19 protein-coding genes are annotated in these 25098 nt (G+C 41.8%); 17 read left to right on the top strand and 2 right to left on the bottom strand.

The features are described from left to right. Nucleotides 1-124 precede the first annotated feature (124 nt). The 10 genes from KUA50_RS02285 to KUA50_RS02330 all read left to right on the top strand — a co-directional run bounded on the left by KUA50_RS02285 (nt 125) and on the right by KUA50_RS02330 (nt 15925). Nucleotides 125-3331: a SusC/RagA family TonB-linked outer membrane protein gene (locus KUA50_RS02285; RefSeq protein WP_218457617.1), complete on the top strand. Its 3207-nt coding sequence runs from the start codon at nt 125-127 to the stop codon at nt 3329-3331. A gap of 64 nt (nt 3332-3395) precedes the next feature. Further along, complete coding sequence (locus KUA50_RS02290; RefSeq protein ID WP_218457616.1) at nt 3396-5189, top strand: RagB/SusD family nutrient uptake outer membrane protein; 1794 nt, start codon at nt 3396-3398, stop codon at nt 5187-5189. A 33-nt stretch (nt 5190-5222) separates the two neighbouring features. After that, nucleotides 5223-6863: a glycan-binding surface protein gene (locus KUA50_RS02295; protein WP_256624324.1), complete on the top strand. Its 1641-nt coding sequence runs from the start codon at nt 5223-5225 to the stop codon at nt 6861-6863. 13 nt (nt 6864-6876) lie between these two features. Further along, entirely contained in the window at nt 6877-8433 is a 1557-nt protein-coding gene (locus KUA50_RS02300) for a cellulase family glycosylhydrolase (RefSeq protein WP_218457615.1), read from the top strand. A 186-nt stretch (nt 8434-8619) separates the two neighbouring features. Then, nucleotides 8620-9963, top strand: a complete 1344-nt coding sequence (locus KUA50_RS02305; protein ID WP_218457614.1) for an acetylxylan esterase — start codon at nt 8620-8622, stop codon at nt 9961-9963. Between the two features lie 91 nt (nt 9964-10054). After that, nucleotides 10055-11224, top strand: coding sequence for a glycoside hydrolase family 26 protein (locus tag KUA50_RS02310; RefSeq protein WP_256624323.1), 1170 nt, complete (start codon nt 10055-10057; stop codon nt 11222-11224). 79 nt (nt 11225-11303) lie between these two features. Continuing rightward, nucleotides 11304-12476, top strand: a complete 1173-nt coding sequence (locus tag KUA50_RS02315) for a glycosidase (protein WP_218457613.1) — start codon at nt 11304-11306, stop codon at nt 12474-12476. Between the two features lie 168 nt (nt 12477-12644). Continuing rightward, nucleotides 12645-13988 (top strand): MFS transporter, encoded by a 1344-nt coding sequence (locus KUA50_RS02320; protein ID WP_218457612.1) that lies wholly within the window; start codon nt 12645-12647, stop codon nt 13986-13988. A gap of 26 nt (nt 13989-14014) precedes the next feature. Continuing rightward, nucleotides 14015-15196, top strand: coding sequence for an AGE family epimerase/isomerase (locus KUA50_RS02325; RefSeq protein WP_218457618.1), 1182 nt, complete (start codon nt 14015-14017; stop codon nt 15194-15196). 360 nt (nt 15197-15556) lie between these two features. Beyond that, nucleotides 15557-15925, top strand: a complete 369-nt coding sequence (locus KUA50_RS02330; RefSeq protein ID WP_218457611.1) for a hypothetical protein — start codon at nt 15557-15559, stop codon at nt 15923-15925. A 55-nt stretch (nt 15926-15980) separates the two neighbouring features. Here the strand turns inward: KUA50_RS02330 and hemW are convergent, their stop codons facing one another. After that, nucleotides 15981-17156 carry a radical SAM family heme chaperone HemW gene (gene hemW / locus KUA50_RS02335; RefSeq protein WP_218457610.1) on the bottom strand — a complete coding sequence of 392 codons (1176 nt, stop codon included), beginning with the start codon at nt 17154-17156 and terminating at the stop codon, nt 15981-15983. Between the two features lie 280 nt (nt 17157-17436). On the opposite strand from hemW, the gene KUA50_RS02340 reads away from it, so the two are divergent. The 3 genes from KUA50_RS02340 to KUA50_RS02350 all read left to right on the top strand — a co-directional run bounded on the left by KUA50_RS02340 (nt 17437) and on the right by KUA50_RS02350 (nt 22090). Next, a complete protein-coding gene (locus tag KUA50_RS02340) occupies nt 17437-19599 on the top strand; it encodes an elongation factor G (protein WP_022109845.1) in 2163 nt (720 codons plus the stop codon). 183 nt (nt 19600-19782) lie between these two features. Next, nucleotides 19783-21342 (top strand): sensor histidine kinase, encoded by a 1560-nt coding sequence (locus tag KUA50_RS02345; RefSeq protein ID WP_218457609.1) that lies wholly within the window; start codon nt 19783-19785, stop codon nt 21340-21342. 49 nt (nt 21343-21391) lie between these two features. Next, nucleotides 21392-22090 carry a response regulator transcription factor gene (locus KUA50_RS02350; protein ID WP_022109847.1) on the top strand — a complete coding sequence of 233 codons (699 nt, stop codon included), beginning with the start codon at nt 21392-21394 and terminating at the stop codon, nt 22088-22090. A 60-nt stretch (nt 22091-22150) separates the two neighbouring features. Here the strand turns inward: KUA50_RS02350 and KUA50_RS02355 are convergent, their stop codons facing one another. After that, nucleotides 22151-22363 carry a hypothetical protein gene (locus tag KUA50_RS02355; RefSeq protein ID WP_218457623.1) on the bottom strand — a complete coding sequence of 71 codons (213 nt, stop codon included), beginning with the start codon at nt 22361-22363 and terminating at the stop codon, nt 22151-22153. Between the two features lie 268 nt (nt 22364-22631). On the opposite strand from KUA50_RS02355, the gene rpsF reads away from it, so the two are divergent. The 4 genes from rpsF to fabD all read left to right on the top strand — a co-directional run bounded on the left by rpsF (nt 22632) and on the right by fabD (nt 25038). Then, a complete protein-coding gene (gene rpsF, locus KUA50_RS02360; protein WP_118116124.1) occupies nt 22632-22976 on the top strand; it encodes a 30S ribosomal protein S6 in 345 nt (114 codons plus the stop codon). A gap of 2 nt (nt 22977-22978) precedes the next feature. Beyond that, the gene (gene rpsR / locus KUA50_RS02365) at nt 22979-23248 is read left to right on the top strand and encodes a 30S ribosomal protein S18 (protein ID WP_006847399.1); all 270 of its coding nucleotides are present in this window, start codon (nt 22979-22981) and stop codon (nt 23246-23248) included. 20 nt (nt 23249-23268) lie between these two features. Beyond that, nucleotides 23269-23787, top strand: coding sequence for a 50S ribosomal protein L9 (gene rplI / locus KUA50_RS02370; protein ID WP_118116122.1), 519 nt, complete (start codon nt 23269-23271; stop codon nt 23785-23787). Between the two features lie 363 nt (nt 23788-24150). Further along, nucleotides 24151-25038 (top strand): ACP S-malonyltransferase, encoded by an 888-nt coding sequence (gene fabD / locus KUA50_RS02375; RefSeq protein ID WP_218457608.1) that lies wholly within the window; start codon nt 24151-24153, stop codon nt 25036-25038. Nucleotides 25039-25098: the final 60 nt, after the last annotated feature.

Here is a 25098-nt window from a genome sequence, read left to right on the forward strand (position 1 = left end):
AGTATCATAATTTGTGATAATAAAGTAGTATCTTTGTACTCGAATAACAGAATTACTTCCCTTTATTCTAATGGGTAAACAACTAATTTTAAAATAAATATAAACTTAACAGATAACAATTATTATGAGTCACAACAGATTAAATTCTAAGTGCAAGTCTGTCATAGGCAGACCTCTTGCGCTCTCCTTGATGATGTTGTTGCCATTGACTGCTTCCGCCCAAAGTAAGGTGACAGGTACTGTTACCGATGCTAATGGTGAAACCGTAATTGGTGCGACCGTTAAAATCAAGGGTGTTAATGGTGTGGGTACTGTAACTGACTTGGATGGTAAATTCTCTATCAATGCCAAGCCAGGACAGACTCTTGAAATTTCTTATGTTGGTTATTCCAATAAAACCGCTAAAGTACCTGCTAATGGTAAAATCAGTATTGTGATGACCGAAGACACTCACTCTCTCAACGAGGTAGTTGTTGTAGGTTATGGTACCATGAAACGTTCAGATTTGACAGGTTCTGTATCCAGCATTGATGAAAAGGCTATTAAACAAGGTGTTAATACCAGTATGGAACAAGCCATGCAGGGACGTATTGCCGGTGTTCAGGTAACCCAGAACTCTGGTGCTCCTGGTGGTGGTATCTCTGTGCAGATTCGTGGTATTAACTCTTTTAATGGTAATGAACCTCTTTATGTCATTGATGGTATTCCTGTAAGTGGTAATACCAGCAGTAATACTTCCGTATTGGCAAGTATCAACCCTTCAGATATTACCTCTATTGAGGTTTTGAAGGATGCGTCAGCCACAGCCATCTATGGTTCCCGTGCCTCTAATGGTGTCGTTCTCGTAACTACCAAGCGTGGTCAGGATGGTAAGGCGCAGGTTTCTTATGACGGTTATATCGGTTGGCAGGCTATTCCTAAATACCTTGATGTGATGAACCTCAAGGAGTATGCCGATTTCTATAATGCTCGTCAGGAAGCTCGTGGTTATGGTATACGCGAGGACTTTAAGGATCCTTCACTTTTGACCGATGGTACCAATTGGCAGAAGGAACTCTTCCAGACTGCTTTCATGCAGAATCATGCAATAAACGTAAGTGGTGGTAATAAGGACATGCATTACTCTCTCTCTGGCGGTTTCCTCGATCAGGATGGTGTAGGTATAGGTTCCGGCTTTACACGTGCCAGCTTCCGTGCAAACTTTGATACCAATATTAATAAGTGGGTTCAGGTTGGTTTTAATACTGCCTATTCTAATACAAAGCAGACCTTGACTTTCTCTGAGAATGATGTCATCAATACTGCTTTGAACCAGTTCCCTGATGTTGCAGCCCGCAACCCTGATGGCAGTTATGGTGTGCCTGAGGCTAACGATTTCAATACTTCATACAGCAACCCAATCTTTGAGGCTAACATGAAGGAAAACCGTACAAACAACTATCAGTTGGATTACAATGTATTCGCTAACATCAAGCCTGTCAAGGGATTGAATATCCGTATCGAATATGGTGGCAACCGTGGCTGGGGTAACTCTTACTACTTTGTTCCAGACTATTCCGATGGTAATATTAAGGTAGAGAGTCAGAGTACACGTACCAAGACCTTGAGTAAATATAGCTCATTCAAGCAGTATGCTACATACGACTTCGATCCATTCAAGCACAATCACTTCCAGATCATGTTGGGTCACGAGGCTCAGTGGGGTAACTGGGAAAGCCTTTCTGGTAGTCGTAAGGGATATATCTCCGATTCTCTCCACTCTTTGGGAATAGGAGACGCTTCTACCGCCACCAACTCTGGTGATGATGGTACACCATGGGCTATTGAGTCTTACTTCGGTCGTTTGAACTATAATCTCCTGGAGCGTTACCTGTTGACAGCTACTCTGCGTACCGATGGTTCTTCATCCTTCGGTAAGAACAACCGTTGGGGTTGGTTCCCATCTGCAGCTTTGGCTTGGCGTATCACCCAAGAGCCATTTATGAAGGATGTGAAATGGTTGAACAACTGGAAACTCCGTCTTGGATGGGGTCTTGTCGGTAACCAGAGCACAGGTTCTTTTGCTTATGGTGCCACAATGAACAATGTGGCTACCGCATGGGGTACAGGTTATTATCCTGCCCGTTTCCCAAATCCTGACTTGAAGTGGGAGAGCACTAACTCATGGAACGTGGGTATGGACTTTGCCTTCCTAGACAACCGTATCGAGTTTATCGTAGATGCTTACTTGAAGAAGACAGACAACCTCTTGATGGAGGCAGCTCTTCCTTCATACGTCATCAATAACGATTGGCAGGGTATGAGTGCTCCTTGGGTGAACACTGGTTCTATCGAGAATAAAGGTATTGAGTTTACCTTGAACACCGTGAATATCAATAAGGGCGATTGGTCTTGGCGCACAGGTGCCACGCTCTCTATCAACCGCAACAAGTTGACTGCCCTCAACAGTGACGATGCCACCATCTCTGGTAAAATCGGTACAGAGACCTTGACTTTGTCAAAGATCGGTGGACCTGTAGGGCGTTTCTATGGATATAATGTAATCGGTATGTACAAGACAGCCGACGACTTCTATCAGAAGAACAGCAAGGGTGAGTTCTTGCTTGATGCTGCTGGCAACAAGGTTCCTACTCCACGTCCTGCCGATGGCGATGGCAACATGTATCCTATTGCCCCTAACAGCATTTGGGTAGGTGATTATATTTTCGAGGATGTCAATGGCGATGGTAAGATTGATAACAACGACCGTACCTTTATTGGTGATCCTAACCCAGACTTTACCTTCGGTTTGAACAACACCATTACATGGAAGAACTTCGACTTTAGCTTCTTCATCAATGGTAGTGTGGGTGGTGACATCTATAACTATGTTCGCCAGGGACACACCAACCCAGAGAAGTATGGCAACATGATGAAGGAAGTGGCTGGTTATGCCAAGATTGGCTTGATCGACCCTAACGGTTCTGCTACAGATATTAATAATGTATATGTAACCAACCCTACCACTGCTACCACCCAGCGTATCAGTACAGCTGGTCAGAGCCAGAATGATAACAACCGTGTAAGCAGCCGCTTCGTAGAAGATGGTTCTTACCTCCGCTTGAAGTCAATCTCATTGACCTACAACTTCCCTAAGAAGTGGTTGGCTCCATTGCAGATTCAGAGCTTGTCTATCTATGGTAACATCCAGAACTTGTTTAGCATCACAGGTTACGACGGCTATGATCCGGAAATTGGTGCTAGCGGTCAGAGTGTGATTCTCCAGAACATCGATAACTACCGTTATCCATCCCAGAGAATCTATACCTTCGGTTTGAAATTGGCATTCTAAGTAATCTCTGGAAAAGGTTAATATGTAATTATAACGTATATATATATATTAAATAGGATATAATATGAAAACAAAACATATATTGATGGCTTCTGCCTTGGCAGCTACTGCGCTCATGACTACCAGTTGTGGTTCAGACTTCCTTGACAAGACCCCTTCTGGCAATTACACAGCGCCTACTTTCTATTCTTCGGATGCTGCTGTAAGAAAGGGTGTTGAGCCTCTTTTTAACAAGGCTTGGTTCAATTTCAACCGCCGTGCCTTGATCGGTATAGGTTCTTTCCGTGCTAATGATGGATGGAATCCATATGTAAACGCTGAGTTTGCAAACTTTAAGGTTACTGCTTTGACTGAAGAGTTGGGCTTAGCTTGGTCTGCTCTTTACAATGTCGTAACCATGAGTAATGCTACTCTTGCCAACTTGGAAGAGTATTGCACCAATGGTGTAACTCCATCCGTTAAGCAGGCTGCCGAGGGCGAGTGCTACTTGATGCGTGGCTGGGCTTACTTCTATTTGCTCCGTGGTTGGGGTGACAATATTCTCTTTGAGGACAACAACAAGTTGGTTCAGACTCCTATCCAGCCTTTGAACACAGAGGCTGACGTATTGAAGTTTATCGTTCGTGACTTCCGCAAGGCTGCTGAGTTGTTGCCAGAGACTGGAACCGATCATCACCCATCCAAGTATGCAGCAAAGGCAGCCTTGGCTAAGGCTCTCTTGGCTCAGAGTGGTTGGGAAGAAGGCTCAACTACAGACCATCAGCGCAATGAGACAACCTTGAAAGAGGTAAAGAAACTTTGCGATGAGGTAATCAATAGCGGCCAGTATTCTCTGATGAATAACTATGAGGATCTGTTCAAGGCTCAGAACAATGACAATAGCGAAACCGTTCTTGCCATGCGTTGGGCTAGTCCAAATTCTGGAGAGTGGGGCGCCATGAATGCTACTTATTCCGATTTGGCATTCCCAGAAGTAACAGATGTGAATGTATGGGGTGGTAACTTGTCACCTTCATGCGATATGCTTGACTATTACAATGAAGATCCAGCTGATTCTATCCGTCGCAAGGCTACCTGGTTCTCTCCAAATTGCTATTATAGCTATATCAAGAAGGCTGATGGTGGTTATACCTACAAGCACAATTGGATGCAGTGCAAGAAGGGTGTGCTTGGAACTAAGAATGATGTAGAGCCGGCAGCACTTGCTCAGATGGCTTCACCATTGAATACCTATATCCAGCGTTTGGCTGATGTATACCTGATGAAGGCTGAAGCTATTCTCGGTAATAATGAGAGTACCTCTGATCCTGAGGCTTTGGCTGCTTTTGATGCCGTTCATAATCGAGCTCGTGTTGAAGCTGTTCATCCTACAAGCATCACATTGATGGATCTTATCCGTGAGCGTCGCATCGAATTCTGTATGGAGTATTTCAACTGGTGGGATATGGTGACATGGTATCGCTGGAAACCACAGACTATGTTGAACTTCTTCAACCATCAGCAGCATCGTGCTTTTGAAATTCGTGAAAATTCTCTTTATAGAAATTCTAACGGCACATTCTCTTATCGTGTGATTCCACCTGGTACAGGAACCTGGTACATCACTGATGAGGAGGGACATGTATATTGGAATGATAAGTTGGCAGAGAGCGAGAATGACAATACAGCCATTAAGGTTGATGGCGGTTATACATATAATGTCAACGAGTTGGTATCTAAGTATGTAACTGGTTACCAGGCTGTCGTTCTTAATGAGAACAATATCTTCATGCCTTATCCTGAGAGTGATGTTATCCAGAATAAGTACTTGAGCATGCCTGCCCAGCCTTATGATTTCACCTGGGATGTAGAAAAATAAGAGTAAAGACAATATTTAATAGATAATTATCTTATGAATAAGAATATAATTAAACATAGATTCGGCTTGTTGGCATTGCTTTTGCTGGCAATGTTGTCCATCACCATTACTTCTTGTAAGGATGATGAGGAAGGCTATGGTACTCCTGAGATTACAGGTATCCGTGCTTGTGATCCGGCTAAGGCTGACAGCTTGTTCAGCAAGGCGGGTTGCGGTTCGGTCATTGCTGTAATGGGTCATAATCTCAGTGATGTACGTAATGTATATATCAATGACCAGAATGTAAGTTTCAACTCTACAATGAATACTCCTCACAGTCTCATTGTTACCATTCCTACAGAGGAAAAAGGTTTTAAGTTGACTGCTTTCAACAGCGATTTGAAGGATGAGCTTCGTATCGAGACCTCTCATGGTTCTGCTACCTACCAGTTCAAGGTGTTGGCTCCTGGTCCTATTGCTTCACGTATTGCCGCAGTCTATCCTCGTGAGGCTGGTAATGTGATGAAGGTTTATGGTTACAATCTCGTGGATATCGAGAAGGTATATATCACTGATGTAACAGGCGATGAACTTGATGAACAGGTTTGGGAAGATAATGAGGTTCCTGGCAATCATATTGCTTGTGCTTTCAATATCGAAAAGGCTGATCATGCCATCAATCCTGAAAACCAGGCTTATCGTACAACTTCTATCGTTGATGTAACCGTTCCTGAGGGTGCACCTGAGCACGGAGCTCTGGTTTTGCAGTGTGCAGCTGGTACTGTTTATCTTAACTTCAACTACTTGCCAGGCAAACCTGTAATCAATAGCTGTTCTAACGATATGCCAGAGATTGGTGAGACCTTGGTTTTGACAGGTCGTGACTTTACTCAGATTGACCAGATTACTTATGGTGATGTGGTATTGAAGCAGGCTGATGGTGACTATACTGTTGCAGAATCAGAAGACTCTATCTTTATTCCATTCAAGCAAAAACCAGCTGTAGAGGGTAATAATATGGTATTGACTGTAACCAACCCTGCAGGTTCTGCTAGCGTAGACCGTTTCTACGATTATTCAACCATCCTGACCACCTTCGATGGCGATGCAACAGATAATGGTTGGAGTCCAGATGCTTCTTATGTAGATGCTGGTAATGCCGATGGTAAGTATGCTCACATTAATATTGCTACAGAATATCAGCAGTGGTGGGGTACCATGATCTATTTCCGCAAGGATTGGAGTGGTAATTCTTTCTCATTCTCTGATAACATTCCTGCTTCAGCTACGGCTGACGAACTTTATTTCACCATGAATGTTTATGATGCAGGTGATTACAACAATGGTTCTTATTGGGGTTATCTCCGTTATCTGATACAGCCATTGGGCGATGCAGAAAACCAGTATGACAACTTTGGATGGCCTGATGGTGGTTATGACGCTAATCCACAGGTTGGTAAATTCCCTGATGGTCCTGTACTCCAGGATATCAATGGTAAGTTCTACAAGAAAAAGTGGTATCGTGCCGTTGTTCCATTGAGCAAGTTCAATTGCTATGCAGGCAAGGATTTCTCTGCTATCAAGTCTGTTGGTTTGAATCAGTTCCGCATCCAGAGCATCAACCAGAGTACTACTTCTGGTAAGCTTGATGTGAAATTTGATAATATCCGTGTGATTTACATTCCAAAAAAGTAAAAACTGAAAAATTATGAAATTAAAAAATATATTTAGTTTCGCACTCCTCTTCGTTGCAGCTCTCTTCATGAGCTGCAGCGACAGCGATGATAATAATGCTGCCACAGGATTGACCATCACCAATGATGGTGTAACAATAGAGTCTCTCTCTATGCCTTTGGGTGAGTCGTCTGTAATGCTCGGTGTCAATACTGATGCAGAATGGACAGTTTCTGTTCCCGAGGCAGATGCCAGCTGGATCAGTGTGACTCCTCACGAAGGTTACGGATGGAATATTTCTGATTCTACAGCATCCAACTACCGTTCTTATTTCAAGGTAACAACCAAGAAGAATGTAGAAGCTCCACGTACTTCTACTCTTACCATCACTGCTGGTGGTCTGACTAAAGTTATTACCGTAAATCAGGCTGGTATTTCCGGAAATGATGACGGGCATGAGAGTGTATGGGAAATGGTTGAGAATTTTGTTCTCGGTTACAACTTGGGTAACACCATGGAGTCTAATCCTTATGGAAACTGGTGGAAGCCAGAGGAGAAGACTGTTGCCGACTGGGAAAAGGCTTGGGGACAGCCACAGGTAACTAAGGAAACTATCCAGACCCTCAAGGCAAAGGGATTCAATGTGCTTCGTTTGCCTGTAACATGGTATCCTCACATTGCCAAGTTCTCTAAGACCTATACCAAGGATGAGGATTATGCTATCGATGCTGCATGGATGGCTCGTGTAAAGGAAATCGTGAAAATGATTAATGATGAGGGTATGTACTGCATTGTTAATATCCAGCACGATGCCGGTGCTAACAATGGTAGCGGTGACCCTAACTCAGCATGGCTCCACGCAGATAATGACTATGAGAATGTAACCAAGATCTATCAGGCTATCTGGAAACAGATTGCTACAGAAATGAAAGATTTTGATGACAAGGTTATCTTCGAATCGTTTAATGAAATTCTGAATGCCAAATCTAGCTGGACTGCACCAGCTGCAGGAGATGTTGCATACGAGACGATCAATAAATTGCAGCAGGATTTTGTCAACGTGGTTCGAGCTACTGGTGGAAACAATGAGTATCGAAATCTTTTGATTTCTAATTATGCAGATACTGGTACTTCTGATGTCGCTGTCAATGCACTGTCTGTTCCTGCTGATACTCATCCAAACCATATCTGTGCTACATTCCATAGCTATGATCCATATTGGTTCTGTAATGGTAACCGTCATCATGAAGGTGAAAGTGCTGAAGAAAAGAAGAAGATTGATGAAAACGAGAAGTATTATATCTATGATTTAGGTGATGACCAGAAGGCTGAAATCAAGGCTGTCTTCAATCGTATTGATAAGAAGTGCGGTTCTCTCGGCATTCCTTATTTCTTCGGCGAGTTTGGTGCTATCGGTGATCATCCGGAGATGACGGAGCGTGCTAAGTATGCGGATTATGTCACTTCTTTGTGCAATGAGTATAAGACTGCTGCTTTCTGGTGGATGGGCTTGCTCGACCGTAGTACTAATACATGGCTTGAGGACGAGGCTCCAATTGTTGATGCATTGGTGAAGAATCGTGTTAAGTAAATCGTATTTAATTTAATAATAATTGGGTGGAAATATCTGGCGGCGGCTAGATTTTCCACCTTTTTTTTATGCTTTGAAAAGAAAGTGTAATCATTTAGCAAAATAGTACAAGGGTTATAGAAAGAATTGTGTTAACTTTGCAACCGTAAAACAGAATGTTTAACTAACAAGATTAACAACGACAATATGAATCATCGGATTGCAAATATTTTTAGGTTAATAATTATAGGTGTTCTGATAAGTGTGCTGGGGGCTTCAAGTCTCAGCGCACAAATCAGGGGAAACAACATCGTGGTAACGGTAACTCCTGACCATCAGGACTGGAATTACCGGGTAGGCGAGAAGGCTAACTTCACGGTGAATGTGAGAAAGAGCGGTACGCTACTCAATCAGGTGAAGGTAGATTATGAAGCCGGACCGGCAATGTTTCCGGAGGTGAAGAAAAGTACCACTCTCAAGGACGGAACCATGAAATGGTGTGGCAGTCAGAACAGACCGGGCTTCTACCGCCTCAAGGTTATCGCTCATGTTGATGGCAAGGATTATGAGGGACTTTGCACGGCAGGTTTCTCTCCAGAGAAGATTCAGCCTTTCGCACAGGAACCTAAGGATTTCGATGCTTTCTGGAAGAAGGCGCTGGATGAGGCAAGACAGAATGACCTCAATCCTACCAAGGTGCTTCTGCCTGAGCGTTGTACCAAGGATAAGAATGTATATGAAATCAGTTATAACAGCAACCGCTGGGGCTCTAAGATGTATGGCATCCTAAGTGTACCGGTAAAAGAAGGCAAGTATCCGGCTTTGCTCCGTGTGCCTGGTGCGGGTGTGCGCCCTTATGCCGGCGATACTTATACGGCTCCTGCTGAGTGCATCGTACTGGAAATCGGTATTCACGGTGTTCCTGTTACCATGCAGCAGAAGATTTATGATGATCTTGCCAATGGCGAACTGAATGGTTACTGGGATACCAATCTCGAGAATCCTTATCGCAATGCTTACAGACGAGTAGTAACCGGTGCTGTCCGTGGTGTGGATTATATCGCTTCGCTCCCTGAGTGGAACGGAAAGACTATCGGTGTAACGGGTTCATCACAGGGTGGATTCCTTTCCATCGCTGTGGCAGCTCTCGATAAGCGCATCACCTTCCTGGCTCCTGTTCATGATGCCATGTGTGATTATGAGGCTGAGATTCACGGAGTTGCTGGCGGCTGGCCTCACTATTTCTATAAGGAAGACAAGGCGCAGGGGGCTGCATGGAAAGAGCAGAAACTTACTTATTTGGAAAAGGCAAGACTCGAAGGTGCACGCTATTATGATGGCGTCAACTTTGCCCGTCGCATCACTGTTCCTGGCTGGTACAGTTTCGGTTATAATGATGAGGTGGTTCCGCCAACATCATCTTACGGCCTTTATAATTCGGTAAAAGCGCCAAAGACATTGAGTCTGTATCAGATGACTGGTCATTTCTGGTATCAGGAACAATGGGATGAGTGGCAGGAATTTCTTACTAATCATCTTTTGGGTAAGTAGTATGAACGATTTTTTTGTTACTAAATTACGAGATATTTCCAAATTGAATATTTACTAAACTACGAGATATAAAAACATGAAAATTAAAAGCATGAAAATTAAAAGAATGTTGATGGGAGCAGTTTGTTGCCTTGCTTTTGAAGGCGCTTTTGCGCAGTCTCCTGACAGTAGCGCTTCAAAGCATGGCATTGCAACTTGCAGCCCTGGTTGTGCTTCGGTTTCAACTCAAAAGTGTGGTAGTTCATCTGCCAAACAACTTTTGGATCGCTTGAGATTGTTGCAAGATCAGGGAATCATGGTGGGGCATCAGGATGATCCTGTCTATGGTACTACCTGGAAATGGGACGAGGGAAAGAGTGATGTGCTTCTTACTACGGGTGATTATCCGGCAGTAATGGGATTTGACCTTGGTAAATTAGAACTGGATAGTAAAGAAAACCTGGATGGCGTGCCTTTTGATAGAATGCGTCAGGAAATCATTGCTCAGTTCAAGCGCGGAGGTATTATCACTTTGAGCTGGCATCCATGGAATCCGGTGACAGGAGAAAATGCCTGGGATCCGAAGGGTGATGCTGTGAATGCGATACTCGAGGGGGGTGCCCAACAGAAGAAATTTGAGTCTTGGCTGAAGAAGGTTGCTGATTTCATTAATTCTCTCCAGACCTGTTGCGGGAAGAAAGTTCCTGTGATTTTCCGTCCATGGCATGAGATGAATGGCGGCTGGTTCTGGTGGGGTGCCAATAGTTGTACTCCTGAGCAATACAAGATGCTTTACATCAAGACCTATGTGACTTTGATGAAAGCTGGTTGTGATAACATCGTATGGGCATGGTCTCCTAATCTGAGTGACAAGAAGGATGTGGATTCTTTCCTGAGATGTTATCCAGGTGGTGATTTTGTTGATCTCATCGGTGTTGATATCTATGAATTTGACGACAGTGATGTCAACTATCAGAAGAATCTCGTCGAGACTTTAGATGTGATGAAGCTTGCAGCAGAGAAAGTGGGAAAGATGGCTGCGTTGACAGAAACCGGTTGCCGTGGTATTTCCAAAAAGAAAGACTGGTTTACCAAGACGCTTTGGCCAGTTTTGCAGAACTATCAGTTGAGTTATGTGCTCTTCTGGCGCAATGCTTGGGATAAACCACAGGAGGAAGCCTATCTTCCTGGGGTGAAGGATGGAGCCATTGTCAAGGATTTCAAGAAATTCTATAATGAATCAAAGGTTCTTTTTGTAAAGGATATAGTAGGTAACGAGTGAAGAACGAATAGTGAAGAATCCAATATATTTACTAATCATCAAACTCAAAGTATAAGAAACAATAAAATAAAGATAGAATATGACAACTTTTCAAGACAAAGTAAAAGCTTTGCGTGCTCATCATGAGGAATTGCTGTGCCGCAAGAATGAACCTGTAGAGTGGGGAAACGGAATCTACGAGAAATATAAGAACCCAATCCTCACCGCAGAACATACTCCATTGGAGTGGCGATACGACTTCGATGAGAAGAGTAACCCATATCTGATGCAGCGTATCATGATGAATGCTACCCTCAATTCGGGTGCCATCAAGTGGAACGGAAAGTATCTCCTCGTTGTCCGTGTAGAAGGTGCCGACCGCAAGAGTTTCTTTGCTGTAGCAGAAAGCCCTAACGGTATAGATAATTTCCGTTTCTGGGATGAACCTATTACAATGCCTGAGGACGTCATTCCTGCTACCAATATTTATGATATGCGTCTGACTGCTCACGAAGATGGATATATTTATGGTGTGTTCTGTGCAGAGCGTCATGATGACAGCCAGCCAGGCGATTTGAGTGCTGCAACTGCAACTGCTGCTATTGCACGTACCAAAGATTTGGTAAGTTGGGAACGACTTCCAGACTTGAAGACTAAGAGCCAGCAGCGCAATGTTGTGCTTCATCCGGAATTCGTAGATGGCAAGTATGCTTTCTATACCCGTCCACAGGATGGCTTTATTGATACAGGTTCTGGTGGAGGTATCGGCTGGGCTTTGGTGGATGACATCACTCATGCAGAGATTACAGAAGAAAAGATTATCAATGCCCGTCATTATCATACTATTCAGGAGGTGAAGAATGGAGAAGGTCCTCATCCTATCAAAACTGATAAGGGTTGGTTGCATTTGGCTCATGGCGTACGTGGTTGTGCAAGCGGTCTCCGTTATGTGCTCTATATGTATATGACATCTTTGGAAGATCCTACTAAGGTGATTGCTGAACCTGGTGGATACTTGCTGGTTCCTGAAGGGGGTGAGTATATTGGTGATGTAATGAATGTGGTCTTTGCAAACGGTTGGATTGCTGATGAGGATGGAACAGTCTTCATCTACTATGCTTCTTCTGATACAAGAATGCATGTGGCTACTTCTACTATCGATCGTTTGGTAGATTATTGCATGAATACGCCTCAGGATGGCTATCGTACAGCTCTGAGTGTAGAGACTATCAAGAAGTTAGTGGCTAAGAATAAGGCAACTTTGGGAAAGTAGTTAAGTAAAAGATGAGATAAAGATTGTAGGGATTCTTTTTCCTCAAGCGTATTATAAAGCGCTTGGGGATTGAGTCCCTATTTTTGTGGTGAAGTGTTTTTGCTTTGCCTCATATATCTCATAAAGACACTTAACGCTTTATAAATAACTTAATAACATATTAAATTAATGGCAAGTATAAAAGAAAAAATAGCATACGCATTGGGTGATGCAGCTGCTGGTGGTATAGTTTGGAAGGTAATGTCTATTGCTTTCCCTTTGTTTTTTACAAATGTCTTTGGACTTTCATTTGCTGATGCAGCAGTATTGATGCTTGTTGCCCGTATGTTTGATGTGGTGACAGATCCATTGATGGGTAGTCTGGCTGACCGTACCCAATCTCGTTTTGGTACCTATCGCCCATGGCTTATTTTTGGTGCGATTCCTTTTGGACTGATTTTTGCATTGCTACTCTATACTCCAGATTTCGGTCCTGTGGGTAAAAGAATCTATGCATATACTTTGTATCTCCTGATGATGGCAGTATATACCATGGTGAATGTACCTTATGGTTCCTTGTTGGGTGTGATGACCGATGATGCCAATGAGACAAACCAGTTTTCTTCTTTCCGTATGGTAGGAGCCTATGCAATGGGATTCATCACATTACTTTCTTTCCCTTATCTGCAGAAAATGGTGGGTGGTACAGATGCACATCAATATGCTGTGATAGGTGCAGTTCTTGGTGTTGTTGCAGCCGTGATGACTTTGGCTTGTGGCCTTATGACAAAAGAACGACTGAAACCAAAGCGTGCAGAGAAGTTCTCTTTCCATCAATTTGTGGATTTGGTACACAATAAAGCCTGGTTGTATATGACGGCCATTGCTGTATGTACCAATTTCTTTAATGGTTTCCGCTATGCTGTAGCCGGATATATGTTTGATTATTGCTTGCATGGTAATGTGACTGTAGAAGGGCTGATTATCAATTATACCGTTTTTATGGCATTTGGTGAGGTTACCTGTATGATTTTTGGTGGAGTGTCTCCTTGGTTTACCCGCTTGGTTGGTTCTAAACGTATGGCTTTCTTCTGGGCTGCGGCACTTTGTCTGGTACTTTCCATAGTTTTCTTCTTTATCCCAATGGATCCGTCTTATATTTGGGTTATGATAGTTTTGGTTGTACTCACTTCTATAGGTATTGGTATTTATTCACCATTGATGTGGTCTATGTATGCTGATGTGGCTGATTATCATACAGAACACTTCGGGACATCCGCAACCGGACTTATCTTCTCATCTGGTACCATGTCTCAAAAGTTTGGTACAGCCATCTCTGGTTCATTGATAGCATTATTGTTGGGTATGGCAGGAGCTAATATGATAACTGATGCGATGGGTAATACGATGATAGACCCTAAGTCTGTGACAGATTCTGTGCTTACCATGGTATGGTCTCTGTTCTCTCTGTTCCCTGCTGTCATCGCCTTCTTGCTGATGGTATTAAGTTGGCTGTTCCCAATCAAGAAATAAAAATGATATTAAAACTAAATACCTCTATGGGAAATTTGAAACTGACAATGAAGGATATTCTGGAGAATAATATCCTCAACTATTGGATTGACCGTGTAACCGACCATGAGAATGGCGGTTACTATGGTCGTGTAGATGGTCATGAAAATGTGCATCCTCAAGCAGAAAAGGGTGCTATCATGAATGCTCGAATTCTATGGGCATTCTCTGCGGCTTATCGTGTATTGAAGAAGCCTGAGTATCTGGAGGCAGCTACAAGGGCTAAGGAATATGTACGTGATCATTTCCTGGATAAGGAGTATGGTGGTGTTTACTGGAGCGTCGATTTCAAGGGCAATCCATTGGATACAAAGAAACAGACTTATGCTATTGGTTTTACGATCTATGGTATGTCTGAATATGCTCGTGCCACAGGTGATAAAGAAGCATTAGATATTGCTATTTCTCTTTATCATGATATAGAGAAACATGCTTTTGATAGTGTGAATAATGGTTACATTGAGGCGCAGACTCGTGAGTGGAATCCTATTGCTGATATGCGCCTGTCTGATAAGGATGAGAATGGAAGCCGTACAATGAATACTCATCTTCACATCATTGAACCATATACCAATCTATATCGTGTATGGAAGTCTCCTGAATTGGAGAAGAGTATCAGAAACCTTCTGGATATCTTTACAGACAAGTTGCTCAATAAGGAGACTTATCATCTTGATTTGTTCTTCAATGATGAATGGGTAGGTAAGCGCAATATTGAGAGTTATGGTCATGATATCGAGGCCTCCTGGCTGCTCCATGAGACCGCTTTGGTTCTCGGTGACAAGAAGGTACTTCTCAAGATAGAAAAGATTATCCGTCGAATAGCAGATGCTGCTGATGAAGGTTTGCGTCCTGATGGCAGTATGGTTTATGAGCATTGGAAAGATAATGATAAATATGATTTGCAGCGCCAGTGGTGGGTGCAGTGCGAGAATATTATTGGTCATATAGACCTCTATCAATATTTCCATACAGAGGAGTCGTTGGAGACGGCCATCCTGTGCTGGAATTATGTAGCTAAGCATTTGCTGGATGGAAAAAATGGAGAATGGCATTGGGCTGTGCTTGAAGATGGTAGTCTGAATCTTGATGATGATAAGGCAGGTTTCTGGAAGTGTCCTTACCATAATAGTCGTATGTGTCTGGAACTTATTGAGCGTGAATACTAATACTACTTTTTATAATAGAATCAAATGTCTGGAGATTTTTATCTTCAGGCATTTTTTTATAATATGCAAAAATAGTATTTGTTTTTTTTCTATTTTTATCATATTCATCTTTTTGGATAAGTTTATTGGATTGCTGTTAATTGCATGAATATACTTTTATGTAATAACAATAAAATCATAGTTTTTTATATATTTCCAATAAAAATGCGATTATTATAGTTAAATACACTTAATTGTGTCTGCTATATCAAGATATATTTGGATTTTCTGAATATTTATACTAACTTTGCATATAATATTATATATATATTGTTACACACTATTTTGTTTTAACTTTTAATAAAAGAACGTCTTTTAAGTATGGATAAAGAGTTTGAGGACTATTGGAATTTGCATCAGCGGCATTTGATATTAAGTGCACCTGAGAAGCTGCGCTCAGAATATATGGAAGCCGGCCGTTTGGACTCTCCTGCAGATTGGGTTTGTTTTATCCTTCCTGTTGGAGTGGGTATATTGCTGCAGCCATTTCTGAGATTTACAAGTGAAATTCTGTCATGGGCAATAGTTTTAGTCGTCGTTGTTGTATTGTTTGTTCTCATGCAAATGATAAAGCCATACATATCCAAGAAAAAGACCGAGGCTGAAGCCTTGGAAGAAATTAAGAAATATTATTATGAGCGTTATAAGAAAACAGGAAAGTTAGATACATTGGAACCTTGGAATAATTAGCTTCCTTGTGGTTCATATGTTTAAATATAGATTTCATGATTGCTTAACATTGTCGTTAAACAATCATGAAATCTCCCATAATGTCGTCTGAAATATAAATTCCTTCTCTTGTCAATGACAAACGATCGTTTTGTTTGTCTATTTTCATGAGTCCTCTTTTTATTTTGTCGTTTGCTTCGTCGAGCAATTTCTCCAGATAGCATTTTCCAAATTCCTTTTCTGTCTTTTCCAGATCAATACCATCACTTGTTCTTAAGGCTGTCGTTATCAAATCATTATAACGTGTAGCAAGGCCAAGGTGTTCTTTTTCCGAAGGTAAGATTCCTTGATGGATGCTATTGATATATTGTTGAATGTTATTGATGTTCCAACTTCTGATTACTTCCATCTTGCCTGATTGATTCCTTGCTCTACGATAGGAATGTGCTGCTGCGCCCAGTCCTATGTATGGAGTTTCGTTCCAATAGCTGCTGTTGTGTCGTGAGCGGTAGCCTGGTTTTGCAAAATTACTGATTTCGTAATGTTCATATCCAGAAATAGTAAGCATATCAACCAAGGTGTCGTACATGTTTCTGCTTAATTCTTCATCAATTTCTTCTATCTTCCCTTGTTCCAGCATTTTGTATAATGGAGTTCCTTCTTCATACATGAGGCTATAGGCGGATATGTGTTCTACACCTAATTGTAAAGCCTGTAGAATATCATATTTCCAATCTTCTATGTTCTCTTTTGGAAAACCGAACATGAGATCGATACTGATGTTTTCTATTCCAGTTTTTCTCAATAGAGATACAGCTTCTTTTACTTCAGTAGTATTGTGGCGCCTGCGAAGGAATTGAAGTCTTTGGTCAGAGAATGTCTGTGCTCCCATGCTGACTCTGTTGACTGGTAGTTTCCCCAGAGTCTTGCAATAGTCGGGTGTAACATCATCAGGATTGCATTCCATGGTGATTTCCATATTCTTGGAAAATAAATCCCCATACGTCTCTTTTAGCTTCGTGAAAATCTGCAGCAGATGTCCATCTGAGAGTTGGCTTGGTGTGCCACCGCCCAGATAGATGGTTTCAATAGGGTAGTTGTCGCCCAATGCCTGGATTGCTGGTCGCAGTTCCATTTCTTTGCATAAAGCATCTACATAATCATCTTTCCATTTGAGAGATGTAGTACTATAAAAGTCGCAGTAAATGCATCGACTTTCGCAAAAAGGGATATGTATGTAAATTCCTGCCATGATTTTTATATTTTAATTTGTGATATCATCGTCTTTTTGTTCAGACGTGAAGTCTCTTGTTTACATTCTGTGTTTCCTTATATAATAAGGTGTAAGCACGAAAAGAGTATTTAATAAGGTGCAAAATTACTAATATGTTTTAAAAATAGAGCATTTTTAGGTCGAAAATTTTGCATGGGTCAGAAAAAAGTGGTAACTTAGAAAACGAATTCAGGAGAAGATGCCTTGGTGTCCTCTCCTCGCTAACAATTATGTATAACCCTTAAAATCTATAAGCGTCATGAGAGTTTATAAGACTAATGAGATTAAAAACATTGCGCTGCTGGGCAGTGCGGGTAGCGGCAAGACTACACTTGCCGAGAGTATGTTGTTTGAAGCAGGCGTTATCAAGCGTAGAGGCTCTGTAGAAGCGAAGAATACGGTGAGCGACTACTTCCCAGTTGAGTTGGAATATGGCTACTCGGTGTTCCCTACTGTTTTTCATGTTGAGTGGAACAACAAGAAGCTTAATATCATTGATTGTCCTGGTAGTGATGACTTTGTGGGCGGTGCGATAACTTCAATGAATGTAACCGATCAGGCTGTTATCCTTATTAATGGTCAGTATGGTCCTGAAGTAGGTACTCAGAACAACTTCCGCTATACAGAGAAGTTGGGCAAGCCTGTTATCTTCCTGGTCAATCAGTTGGATTCTGATAAGTGTGATTTCGATAATGTCATCGCTACGATGAAGGAAATCTATGGTCCAAAGTGTGTTCAGATTCAATATCCTATTGAGACAGGTTCTGGCTTTAATGCTCTCATTGACGTACTTCTGATGAAAAAATATTCTTGGAAGCCAGAGGGTGGTGCTCCTATTATTGAGGATATTCCTGAAGAGGAGATGGATAAGGCTTTGGAATTGCATAAAGCTTTAGTTGAAGCTGCTGCTGAAAATGACGAGGGCTTGATGGAGAAATTCTTTGAAAGCGAGAGCTTGACTGAAGATGAGATGCGTGAAGGTATCCGCAAGGGTCTGGTTACTCGTAGCATCTTCCCTGTTTTCTGTGTTTGTGCAGGTAAGTCTATGGGCGTTCACCGCTTGATGGAATTCTTGGGTAATGTTGTTCCTTTCGTTGATGATATGCCTAAATTGCATAACACTCGTGGTGAGGAGATTGTTCCAGACTCTAATGGTCCTGAAAGTATTTATTTCTTCAAGACAGGTATGGAACCTCATATCGGTGAAGTAAGTTACTTTAAGGTAATGAGTGGTTGCGTGAAGACGGGTGATGACTTGACAAATGCTGATCGTGGCAGCAAGGAACGCATTGGACAGATTTATGCTTGTGCTGGTGCTAATCGTGTAGCTGTAGAACAGTTGAATGCCGGTGATATCGGTTGTACGGTGAAGTTGAAGGATGTGAAGACCGGTAATACCCTGAATGGTAAGGATACAGAATGGCGATTTGACTTTATCAAATATCCTAATCCTAAATATTCACGTGCTATTAAGGCCGTTAATGCTCAGGATACAGAAAAACTGATGGCTGCTCTCTTGAAGATGCGTCAGGAGGATCCAACTTGGATTGTTGAGCAGAGTAAGGAATTGCGTCAGGTTATTGTCCGCGGACAGGGTGAATTCCATCTTCGTACTTTGAAGTGGCGTTTGGAAAATAATGAGAAACTCAATGTTGTCTTTGAGGAGCCTCGCATTCCATATCGTGAGACTATTACCAAGAAAGCCCGTGCTGAATATCGTCATAAAAAGCAGAGTGGTGGTGCTGGTCAGTTCGGTGAGGTTCACCTTATCGTGGAGCCTTATGCAGAAGGTATGCCAGATCCTACCTCATTCACTTTCAATGGTCAGGAGTTCAAGATGAATATCAAGAGCCGTGAGGAAGTTGATTTGGAGTGGGGTGGAAAGTTGGTCTTCCTCAACTCTGTTGTTGGTGGTGCTATTGATGCACGTTTCATGCCAGCCATCTTAAAGGGTATCATGGATTGTATGGAGCATGGTCCGTTGACAGGTAGTTATGCGCGTGATGTACGAGTTATCGTTTACGATGGTAAGATGCACCCGGTAGATAGTAATGAGCTATCATTTATGTTGGCAGCACGACGTGCATTTAGTGATGCGTTCAAGCAGGCTGGTCCTAAGATTCTGGAACCAATCTACGACTTGGAAGTTTATGTGCCTGCAGACTTCATGGGTGATGTGATGAGCGACTTGCAAGGCCGTCGCGCTCTTATTATGGGTATGGACAGTGAGGCTGGTTATCAGAAGTTGAGTGCTAAGATTCCTTTGAAGGAACTCTCCAACTATTCGATTTCTCTCAGTTCCTTGACTGGTGGTCGAGCTTCCTTTACTACAAAGTTTGCAAGTTACGAACTTGTTCCTAATGATATCCAGAGCAAGTTGATTGCTGATCATGAGGAGGAATTGGCTAAAGAAGCAGAGTAATAAAGATATAAGTATAGAGAAAGAGGCGAGCGCATTTCGTTCGCCTCTTTTTCTGTTATTTTGTTTGCGGATAATTGCATATATATAATTATAAGTATATAAATGTGTTAATAACGTTAAAAACAGGTGATTTTATTAACGCAGAAGTGTTAACTGATTAAGAAATTTCATATCTTTGCTGCCATGAAGAAAAGAACAATTTGGACTATCGCAATCATTATGGGCTTTTCGTTCCTTGCTTTGCTGTTTCTGCAGTTGAGCTATATTCAGGAAATGGTGAATATGAAAAAGGAACAGTTTGACGAGTCTGTCAACAGAGCCTTATATCAAGCTTCAAGAAATCTGGAGCTTAATGAGACTTTGCGCTATTTGGAAAAAGACGTCAATGAGACGGAGCGTAGAGCCAACAAGAAAGATTCTGTAGGAACTCGCAGTGGGACGCCTGATGGAACCATTCAGCATTCTCATCAGTATTCGGTAGTAGGAAAGGATGGTACAATCTATTCTTCGTTCGAGTTGAAGACCATAGCCACCAATCCTGGTAATATGCCAAAGGCGATGATATTGAGGAGTGATAAGAATTCTATTGATGAGACGCAGAAATCTTTGCAGGAAATCGTCAAGAATAGATATGTTTATCAGAAAGCCTTGTTGGATGAGGTGGTTTATTCAATCCTTTACTCGGCATCAGATAAGCCTTTGAAGGAGAGAATCAATTTCAAGCAGTTGGACCAGGACTTGAAGGCTGAGATGATGAATAATGGCATTGATATTCCTTATCATTTTACGGTAACTACTCAGGATGGTCGTGAAGTTTATCGGTGTCCTGATTATACAGAGGAAGGTGAGGAGTACAGCTACTCTCAAGTGCTATTCCGTAATGATCCGCAATCGAAGATGGGTGTTGTTAAGATTCATTTCCCGGATATGAACAGCTATATCTTCTCCAGTGTGAGATTCATGATTCCAAGTGTCATTTTCACTTTGGTTTTGCTTGTTACATTTATCTTCACGATAGTTGTCATTTTCCGTCAGAAGCGATATACGGAGATAAAGAATGATTTCATCAATAATATGACCCACGAGCTGAAAACTCCTATTGCCAGTATCAGTCTGGCGGCTCAGATGCTCAATGATAATTCTGTGAATAAGAGTGAACAGATGATGAAGCATTTGGGAAATGTTATCAATGATGAGTCCAAGCGCTTGAGATTCCTGGTGGAGAAAGTACTTCAGATGAGTATGTTTGATCGCAAGAAGGCTGTATTCAAGAAGAAGGAGTTAGACCTCAATGAAATGGTGGAGAATATTGCCAACTCCTTTACACTCAGAGTAGAGCATACTGGTGGAAAGGTTTATACGGATATTGAAGCTATTGATTCGGCTATCTATGTGGATGAGGTTCATTTCCAGAATGTGATATTCAATTTGATGGACAATGCTGTTAAATACAGAAAAACAGATGAGGCTCTGAATATTACAATGAAAACCTGGAATGATGACAAATTCCTCTATCTCTCAATCAAAGATACGGGTATGGGAATGAAGAAAGAGAACTTGAAGAAGATATTTGATAAGTTCTATCGCGTTCATACAGGAAATGTGCATGATGTGAAAGGCTTCGGTCTCGGACTTGCTTATGTCAAGAAGGTCGTTGATTTGCATGATGGTGAAATCAAGGTGGAAAGTGAATTTGGTAAGGGAACGAAGTTTACCATTAAGTTGCCTGTCATTCATGATTAGAAAAGATAGATAATAAATTTAGAATATTAACAATTAAAAGATAAAGAATATGGAAGAGAAAATAAAGGTTCTTCTCTGTGAAGACGACGAGAATTTGGGTATGTTGCTTCGCGAGTACTTGGAGGCTAAGGATTACGATACAGTACTTTGCCCTGATGGTGAAGCTGGTTATAAGGAGTTCTCTAAGACCAAATTTGATATAGCAGTTCTTGACGTGATGATGCCAAAGAAGGATGGCTTTACCTTGGCACAGGATATTCGGCAGGCTAATGCTGAGATTCCAATTATCTTCTTGACTGCAAAGACATTGAAAGAGGATATCTTGGAAGGCTTCAAGTTGGGTGCTGATGATTACATCACTAAGCCTTTCTCTATGGAAGAACTTGTTTTCCGTGTAGAGGCTATTCTTCGCCGTGTTCGTGGTAAGAAGAATAAGGAATCTACATTGTATCATATCGGTGAGTTTACATTCGATACCCAGAAGCAGCTCTTGTCAATCCGCGACAAGCAGACTAAGTTGACAACCAAGGAGAATGAACTTCTTGCATTGCTTTGCTCTCATACGAATGAGATACTTCAGCGTGATTTTGCATTGAAGACTATCTGGATTGATGATAACTATTTCAATGCACGTTCTATGGATGTTTATATCACTAAGTTGCGTAAGCATTTGAAGGATGATCCACAGATCGAGATTATCAATATCCACGGTAAGGGATATAAGTTGATTGCTCCAGAACAGGAATAATGCTTAAGTAAGAACATTAGTTGGTTGAAAGATAAAAGGATAGATGCTTCAAAACTGCATCTATCCTTTTTTTAATGAATAAACATAACCGAGGCATCCAGCTATGACGAGGAAAAGACCAGTGAGCAGCAATGCGTTGCTTCTGATGCTGAAAACAAACGTAGAAGCGAAAACTAAGATACCCAAAATCACGAAGGCTATTCCCATAGAAGGAAGTGCCTGGAGTGATGATCGGATTTTCTTTCTTGAAATTTTAGAACCGAATTTCTTCATGACTTGAAAAATTTTAAAATGCAGTAATATATGGCTGATAGTACATAAAATGTGATAGATTATATAGATAAGAGCCACATTTTCTCCCTAAAAATGGTAAAATACTATAAAAGAGAGGTATTTATAGTGCAAAAGTACAAAAAATATTTGGTTAATTCAAGAAAAAGTCGTAATTTTGCACCGCAATTCGCGAAAATAGGTGTTTTGAATACCTTTTTAGTGAAAAGCAAGAAATTTAATAATAACATTTTTAATTAATTAAAGTAGTATGAATCAATACGAAACCGTTTTCATTTTGACTCCCGTTTTGTCTGATGAACAGATGAAGGAAACGGTCGCTAAGTTCAAGAAGCTGCTCACCGATAACGGTGCTGAGATTTTGAATGAAGAGGCTTGGGGTTTGAAGAAGTTGGCTTACAACATCGAGAAGAAGACATCAGGCTTCTACAACTTGATTGAGTTCAAGGCTGACCCAACTGTTATCAATACCCTCGAAGTAGGCTATCGCCGCGACGAGAAGGTAATTCGTTACATGACTGTTAAACTTGACAAGTATGCTGCCGCTTACGCAGAGAAGCGTCGTGCAAAGCTTGGTAAAAAAGAGGAGGCTTAATCATGGCAGATCAGAAATCAGAAATCCGTTATTTGACCGCTCCTTCTATCGATACAAAGAAGAAGAAGTATTGCCGTTTCAAGAAGAGCGGTATTAAGTATATCGACTATAAGGATCCAGAGTTCTTGAAGAAGTTCTTGAACGAGCAGGGTAAAATCCTTCCACGTCGTATCACAGGTACATCTTTGAAGTATCAGCGCCGTGTAGCACAGGCTGTTAAGCGTGCTCGCCAGATCGCTTTGCTTCCTTACGTAACCGATTTGATGAAGTAATTTAAGGAGGATAAAGACTAATGGAAATTATTTTGAAGCAAGATATTATCGGTCTTGGATACAAGAACGATATCGTGAATGTTAAGAGTGGTTACGGTCGTAACTTCCTTATCCCTACAGGTAAGGCTGTTATCGCATCTCCATCTGCAAAGAAGCAGTTGGCTGAGGATTTGAAGCAGCAGGCTCACAAGCTTGAGGCTATCAAGGCTGAGGCTGTTAAGAAGGGCGAGGCTCTCAATGGCGTTGTTCTTACTATCGCTGCTAAGGTAAGCGCTACAGGTCAGCTCTATGGTTCTGTAAACGCTGCTACTGTTGCTGAGGAGCTCGCTAAGAAGGGCATCGAGGTTGATCGCAAGATCATCACTATGAAGGATGCTAAGAAGGTTGGTGAGTACGAGGCTACAGTTCACTACCACAAGGAGGTTGAGGTTAAGGTTCCTGTTGTTGTTGTTGCTGAGAATGCTCCTGTTGCTGCTCCTGCAGCTGAGGAAGCTCCTGCTGCAGCTCCAGCTGAGGAAGAGGCTCCAGCAGCTGAGTAATTATACTCAACTATTGAGTAGGTTAACTACTCCGTTTTTTAGTACGATAATTTTCGCACTGTAAAGCAAAACAATATAAATCCCTTTTGTCGAAAGACTTAAGGGATTTTTTTGTTTTCCTATGTAGCATATCTTGTTGTGGACAGTCGAATTATCGAACAATCTCATAGTAAAATTGAACAATTTCGTCTGAAATGTCAATACAGCCATTAATTTTTAATTAATCTCTGCGAAGTCTCGATTTTTTGTTGTATCTTTGCAGCCGAATTGAGTCGATGATGACATCTTCTATTTTGATATTGAAGATGGTTAAGCGACATTTCTGATAGAAAATATTAATATTAAACTTAAAATATAAATAAAATGAAAGCATTTGTTTTCCCTGGTCAGGGTTCACAGTTCGTAGGTATGGGTAAAGATCTCTACGATAACAACGCATTGGCAAAAGAACTTTTCGATAAGGCTGACGAGATTCTCGGCTTCAAGATTACTGATATTATGTTTGCTGGTACTGATGAGCAGTTGAAGGAAACTAAGGTTACTCAGCCTGCTGTATTCCTCCACTCTGTTATTTCTGCACTTTGCTTGGGTGATGAGTTTAATCCAGCAATGGTAGCAGGTCACTCTCTCGGTGAGTTCTCTGCTTTGGTAGCTGCTGGTGCGATGGCTTTCGAGGATGGTTTGAAACTTGTTGCTGCTCGTGCCAACGCTATGCAGAAGGCTTGTGAGGCTAATCCTGGTACTATGGCTGCTATCATCGGTTTGCCAGATGAGAAGGTTGAGGAAATCTGCGCTGAGGTAAGCACAGAAGGCAACGTGGTAGTTGCTGCTAACTACAACTGCCCTGGTCAGCTCGTTATCTCTGGTAACGTGGATGCTATTAATGCAGCTTGCGAGAAGCTGAAGGCTGCCGGTGCTAAGCGTGCATTGCCTTTGAAGGTTGGTGGTGCTTTCCACTCTCCATTGATGCAGCCAGCTAAGGATGAACTTCAGGCTGCTATCGAGAAGACTACATTCTCTGCTCCTAAGTGTCCTGTATATCAGAATGTAGATGGTAAGCCTCATACTGATCCAGCTGAGATTCAGCAGAACCTCATCGCACAGCTTACAAGCTCTGTACGTTGGACTTCATCTGTACAGGCTATGATTGCTGCTGGTGCTGATGACTTTACTGAGTGCGGTCCAGGTAAGGCTTTACAGGGAATGATTGGTCGCATCGATAAGACTGTTGCAGCTCACGGTATTGCTTAATCGTTTAAAAAAATAATCCCACGTTTTATCTTCTTGGCAAAGGCGTTGCCGAGAAGATAA

The organism is Segatella hominis (genome assembly GCF_019249725.2).
Taxonomy (GTDB): Bacteria; Bacteroidota; Bacteroidia; order Bacteroidales; family Bacteroidaceae; genus Prevotella.

Bases quoted from the DNA above. Each gene is read 5' to 3' on its own strand.
- KUA50_RS02315 (WP_218457613.1), top strand. From the start codon at position 11,304: ATGACAACTTTTCAAGACAAAGTAAAAGCTTTGCGTGCTCATCATGAG.
- fabD (WP_218457608.1), top strand. From the start codon at position 24,151: ATGAAAGCATTTGTTTTCCCTGGTCAGGGTTCACAGTTCGTAGGTATG.
- KUA50_RS02340 (WP_022109845.1), top strand. From the start codon at position 17,437: ATGAGAGTTTATAAGACTAATGAGATTAAAAACATTGCGCTGCTGGGC.
- rpsR (WP_006847399.1), top strand. From the start codon at position 22,979: ATGGCAGATCAGAAATCAGAAATCCGTTATTTGACCGCTCCTTCTATC.
- KUA50_RS02300 (WP_218457615.1), top strand. From the start codon at position 6,877: ATGAAATTAAAAAATATATTTAGTTTCGCACTCCTCTTCGTTGCAGCT.
- KUA50_RS02295 (WP_256624324.1), top strand. From the start codon at position 5,223: ATGAATAAGAATATAATTAAACATAGATTCGGCTTGTTGGCATTGCTT.
- KUA50_RS02305 (WP_218457614.1), top strand. From the start codon at position 8,620: ATGAATCATCGGATTGCAAATATTTTTAGGTTAATAATTATAGGTGTT.
- KUA50_RS02325 (WP_218457618.1), top strand. From the start codon at position 14,015: ATGGGAAATTTGAAACTGACAATGAAGGATATTCTGGAGAATAATATC.
- rplI (WP_118116122.1), top strand. From the start codon at position 23,269: ATGGAAATTATTTTGAAGCAAGATATTATCGGTCTTGGATACAAGAAC.
- KUA50_RS02350 (WP_022109847.1), top strand. From the start codon at position 21,392: ATGGAAGAGAAAATAAAGGTTCTTCTCTGTGAAGACGACGAGAATTTG.
- KUA50_RS02310 (WP_256624323.1), top strand. From the start codon at position 10,055: ATGAAAATTAAAAGAATGTTGATGGGAGCAGTTTGTTGCCTTGCTTTT.
- KUA50_RS02355 (WP_218457623.1), bottom strand. From the start codon at position 22,363: ATGAAGAAATTCGGTTCTAAAATTTCAAGAAAGAAAATCCGATCATCA.
- KUA50_RS02320 (WP_218457612.1), top strand. From the start codon at position 12,645: ATGGCAAGTATAAAAGAAAAAATAGCATACGCATTGGGTGATGCAGCT.
- KUA50_RS02330 (WP_218457611.1), top strand. From the start codon at position 15,557: ATGGATAAAGAGTTTGAGGACTATTGGAATTTGCATCAGCGGCATTTG.
- KUA50_RS02345 (WP_218457609.1), top strand. From the start codon at position 19,783: ATGAAGAAAAGAACAATTTGGACTATCGCAATCATTATGGGCTTTTCG.
- hemW (WP_218457610.1), bottom strand. From the start codon at position 17,156: ATGGCAGGAATTTACATACATATCCCTTTTTGCGAAAGTCGATGCATT.
- KUA50_RS02285 (WP_218457617.1), top strand. From the start codon at position 125: ATGAGTCACAACAGATTAAATTCTAAGTGCAAGTCTGTCATAGGCAGA.
- rpsF (WP_118116124.1), top strand. From the start codon at position 22,632: ATGAATCAATACGAAACCGTTTTCATTTTGACTCCCGTTTTGTCTGAT.
- KUA50_RS02290 (WP_218457616.1), top strand. From the start codon at position 3,396: ATGAAAACAAAACATATATTGATGGCTTCTGCCTTGGCAGCTACTGCG.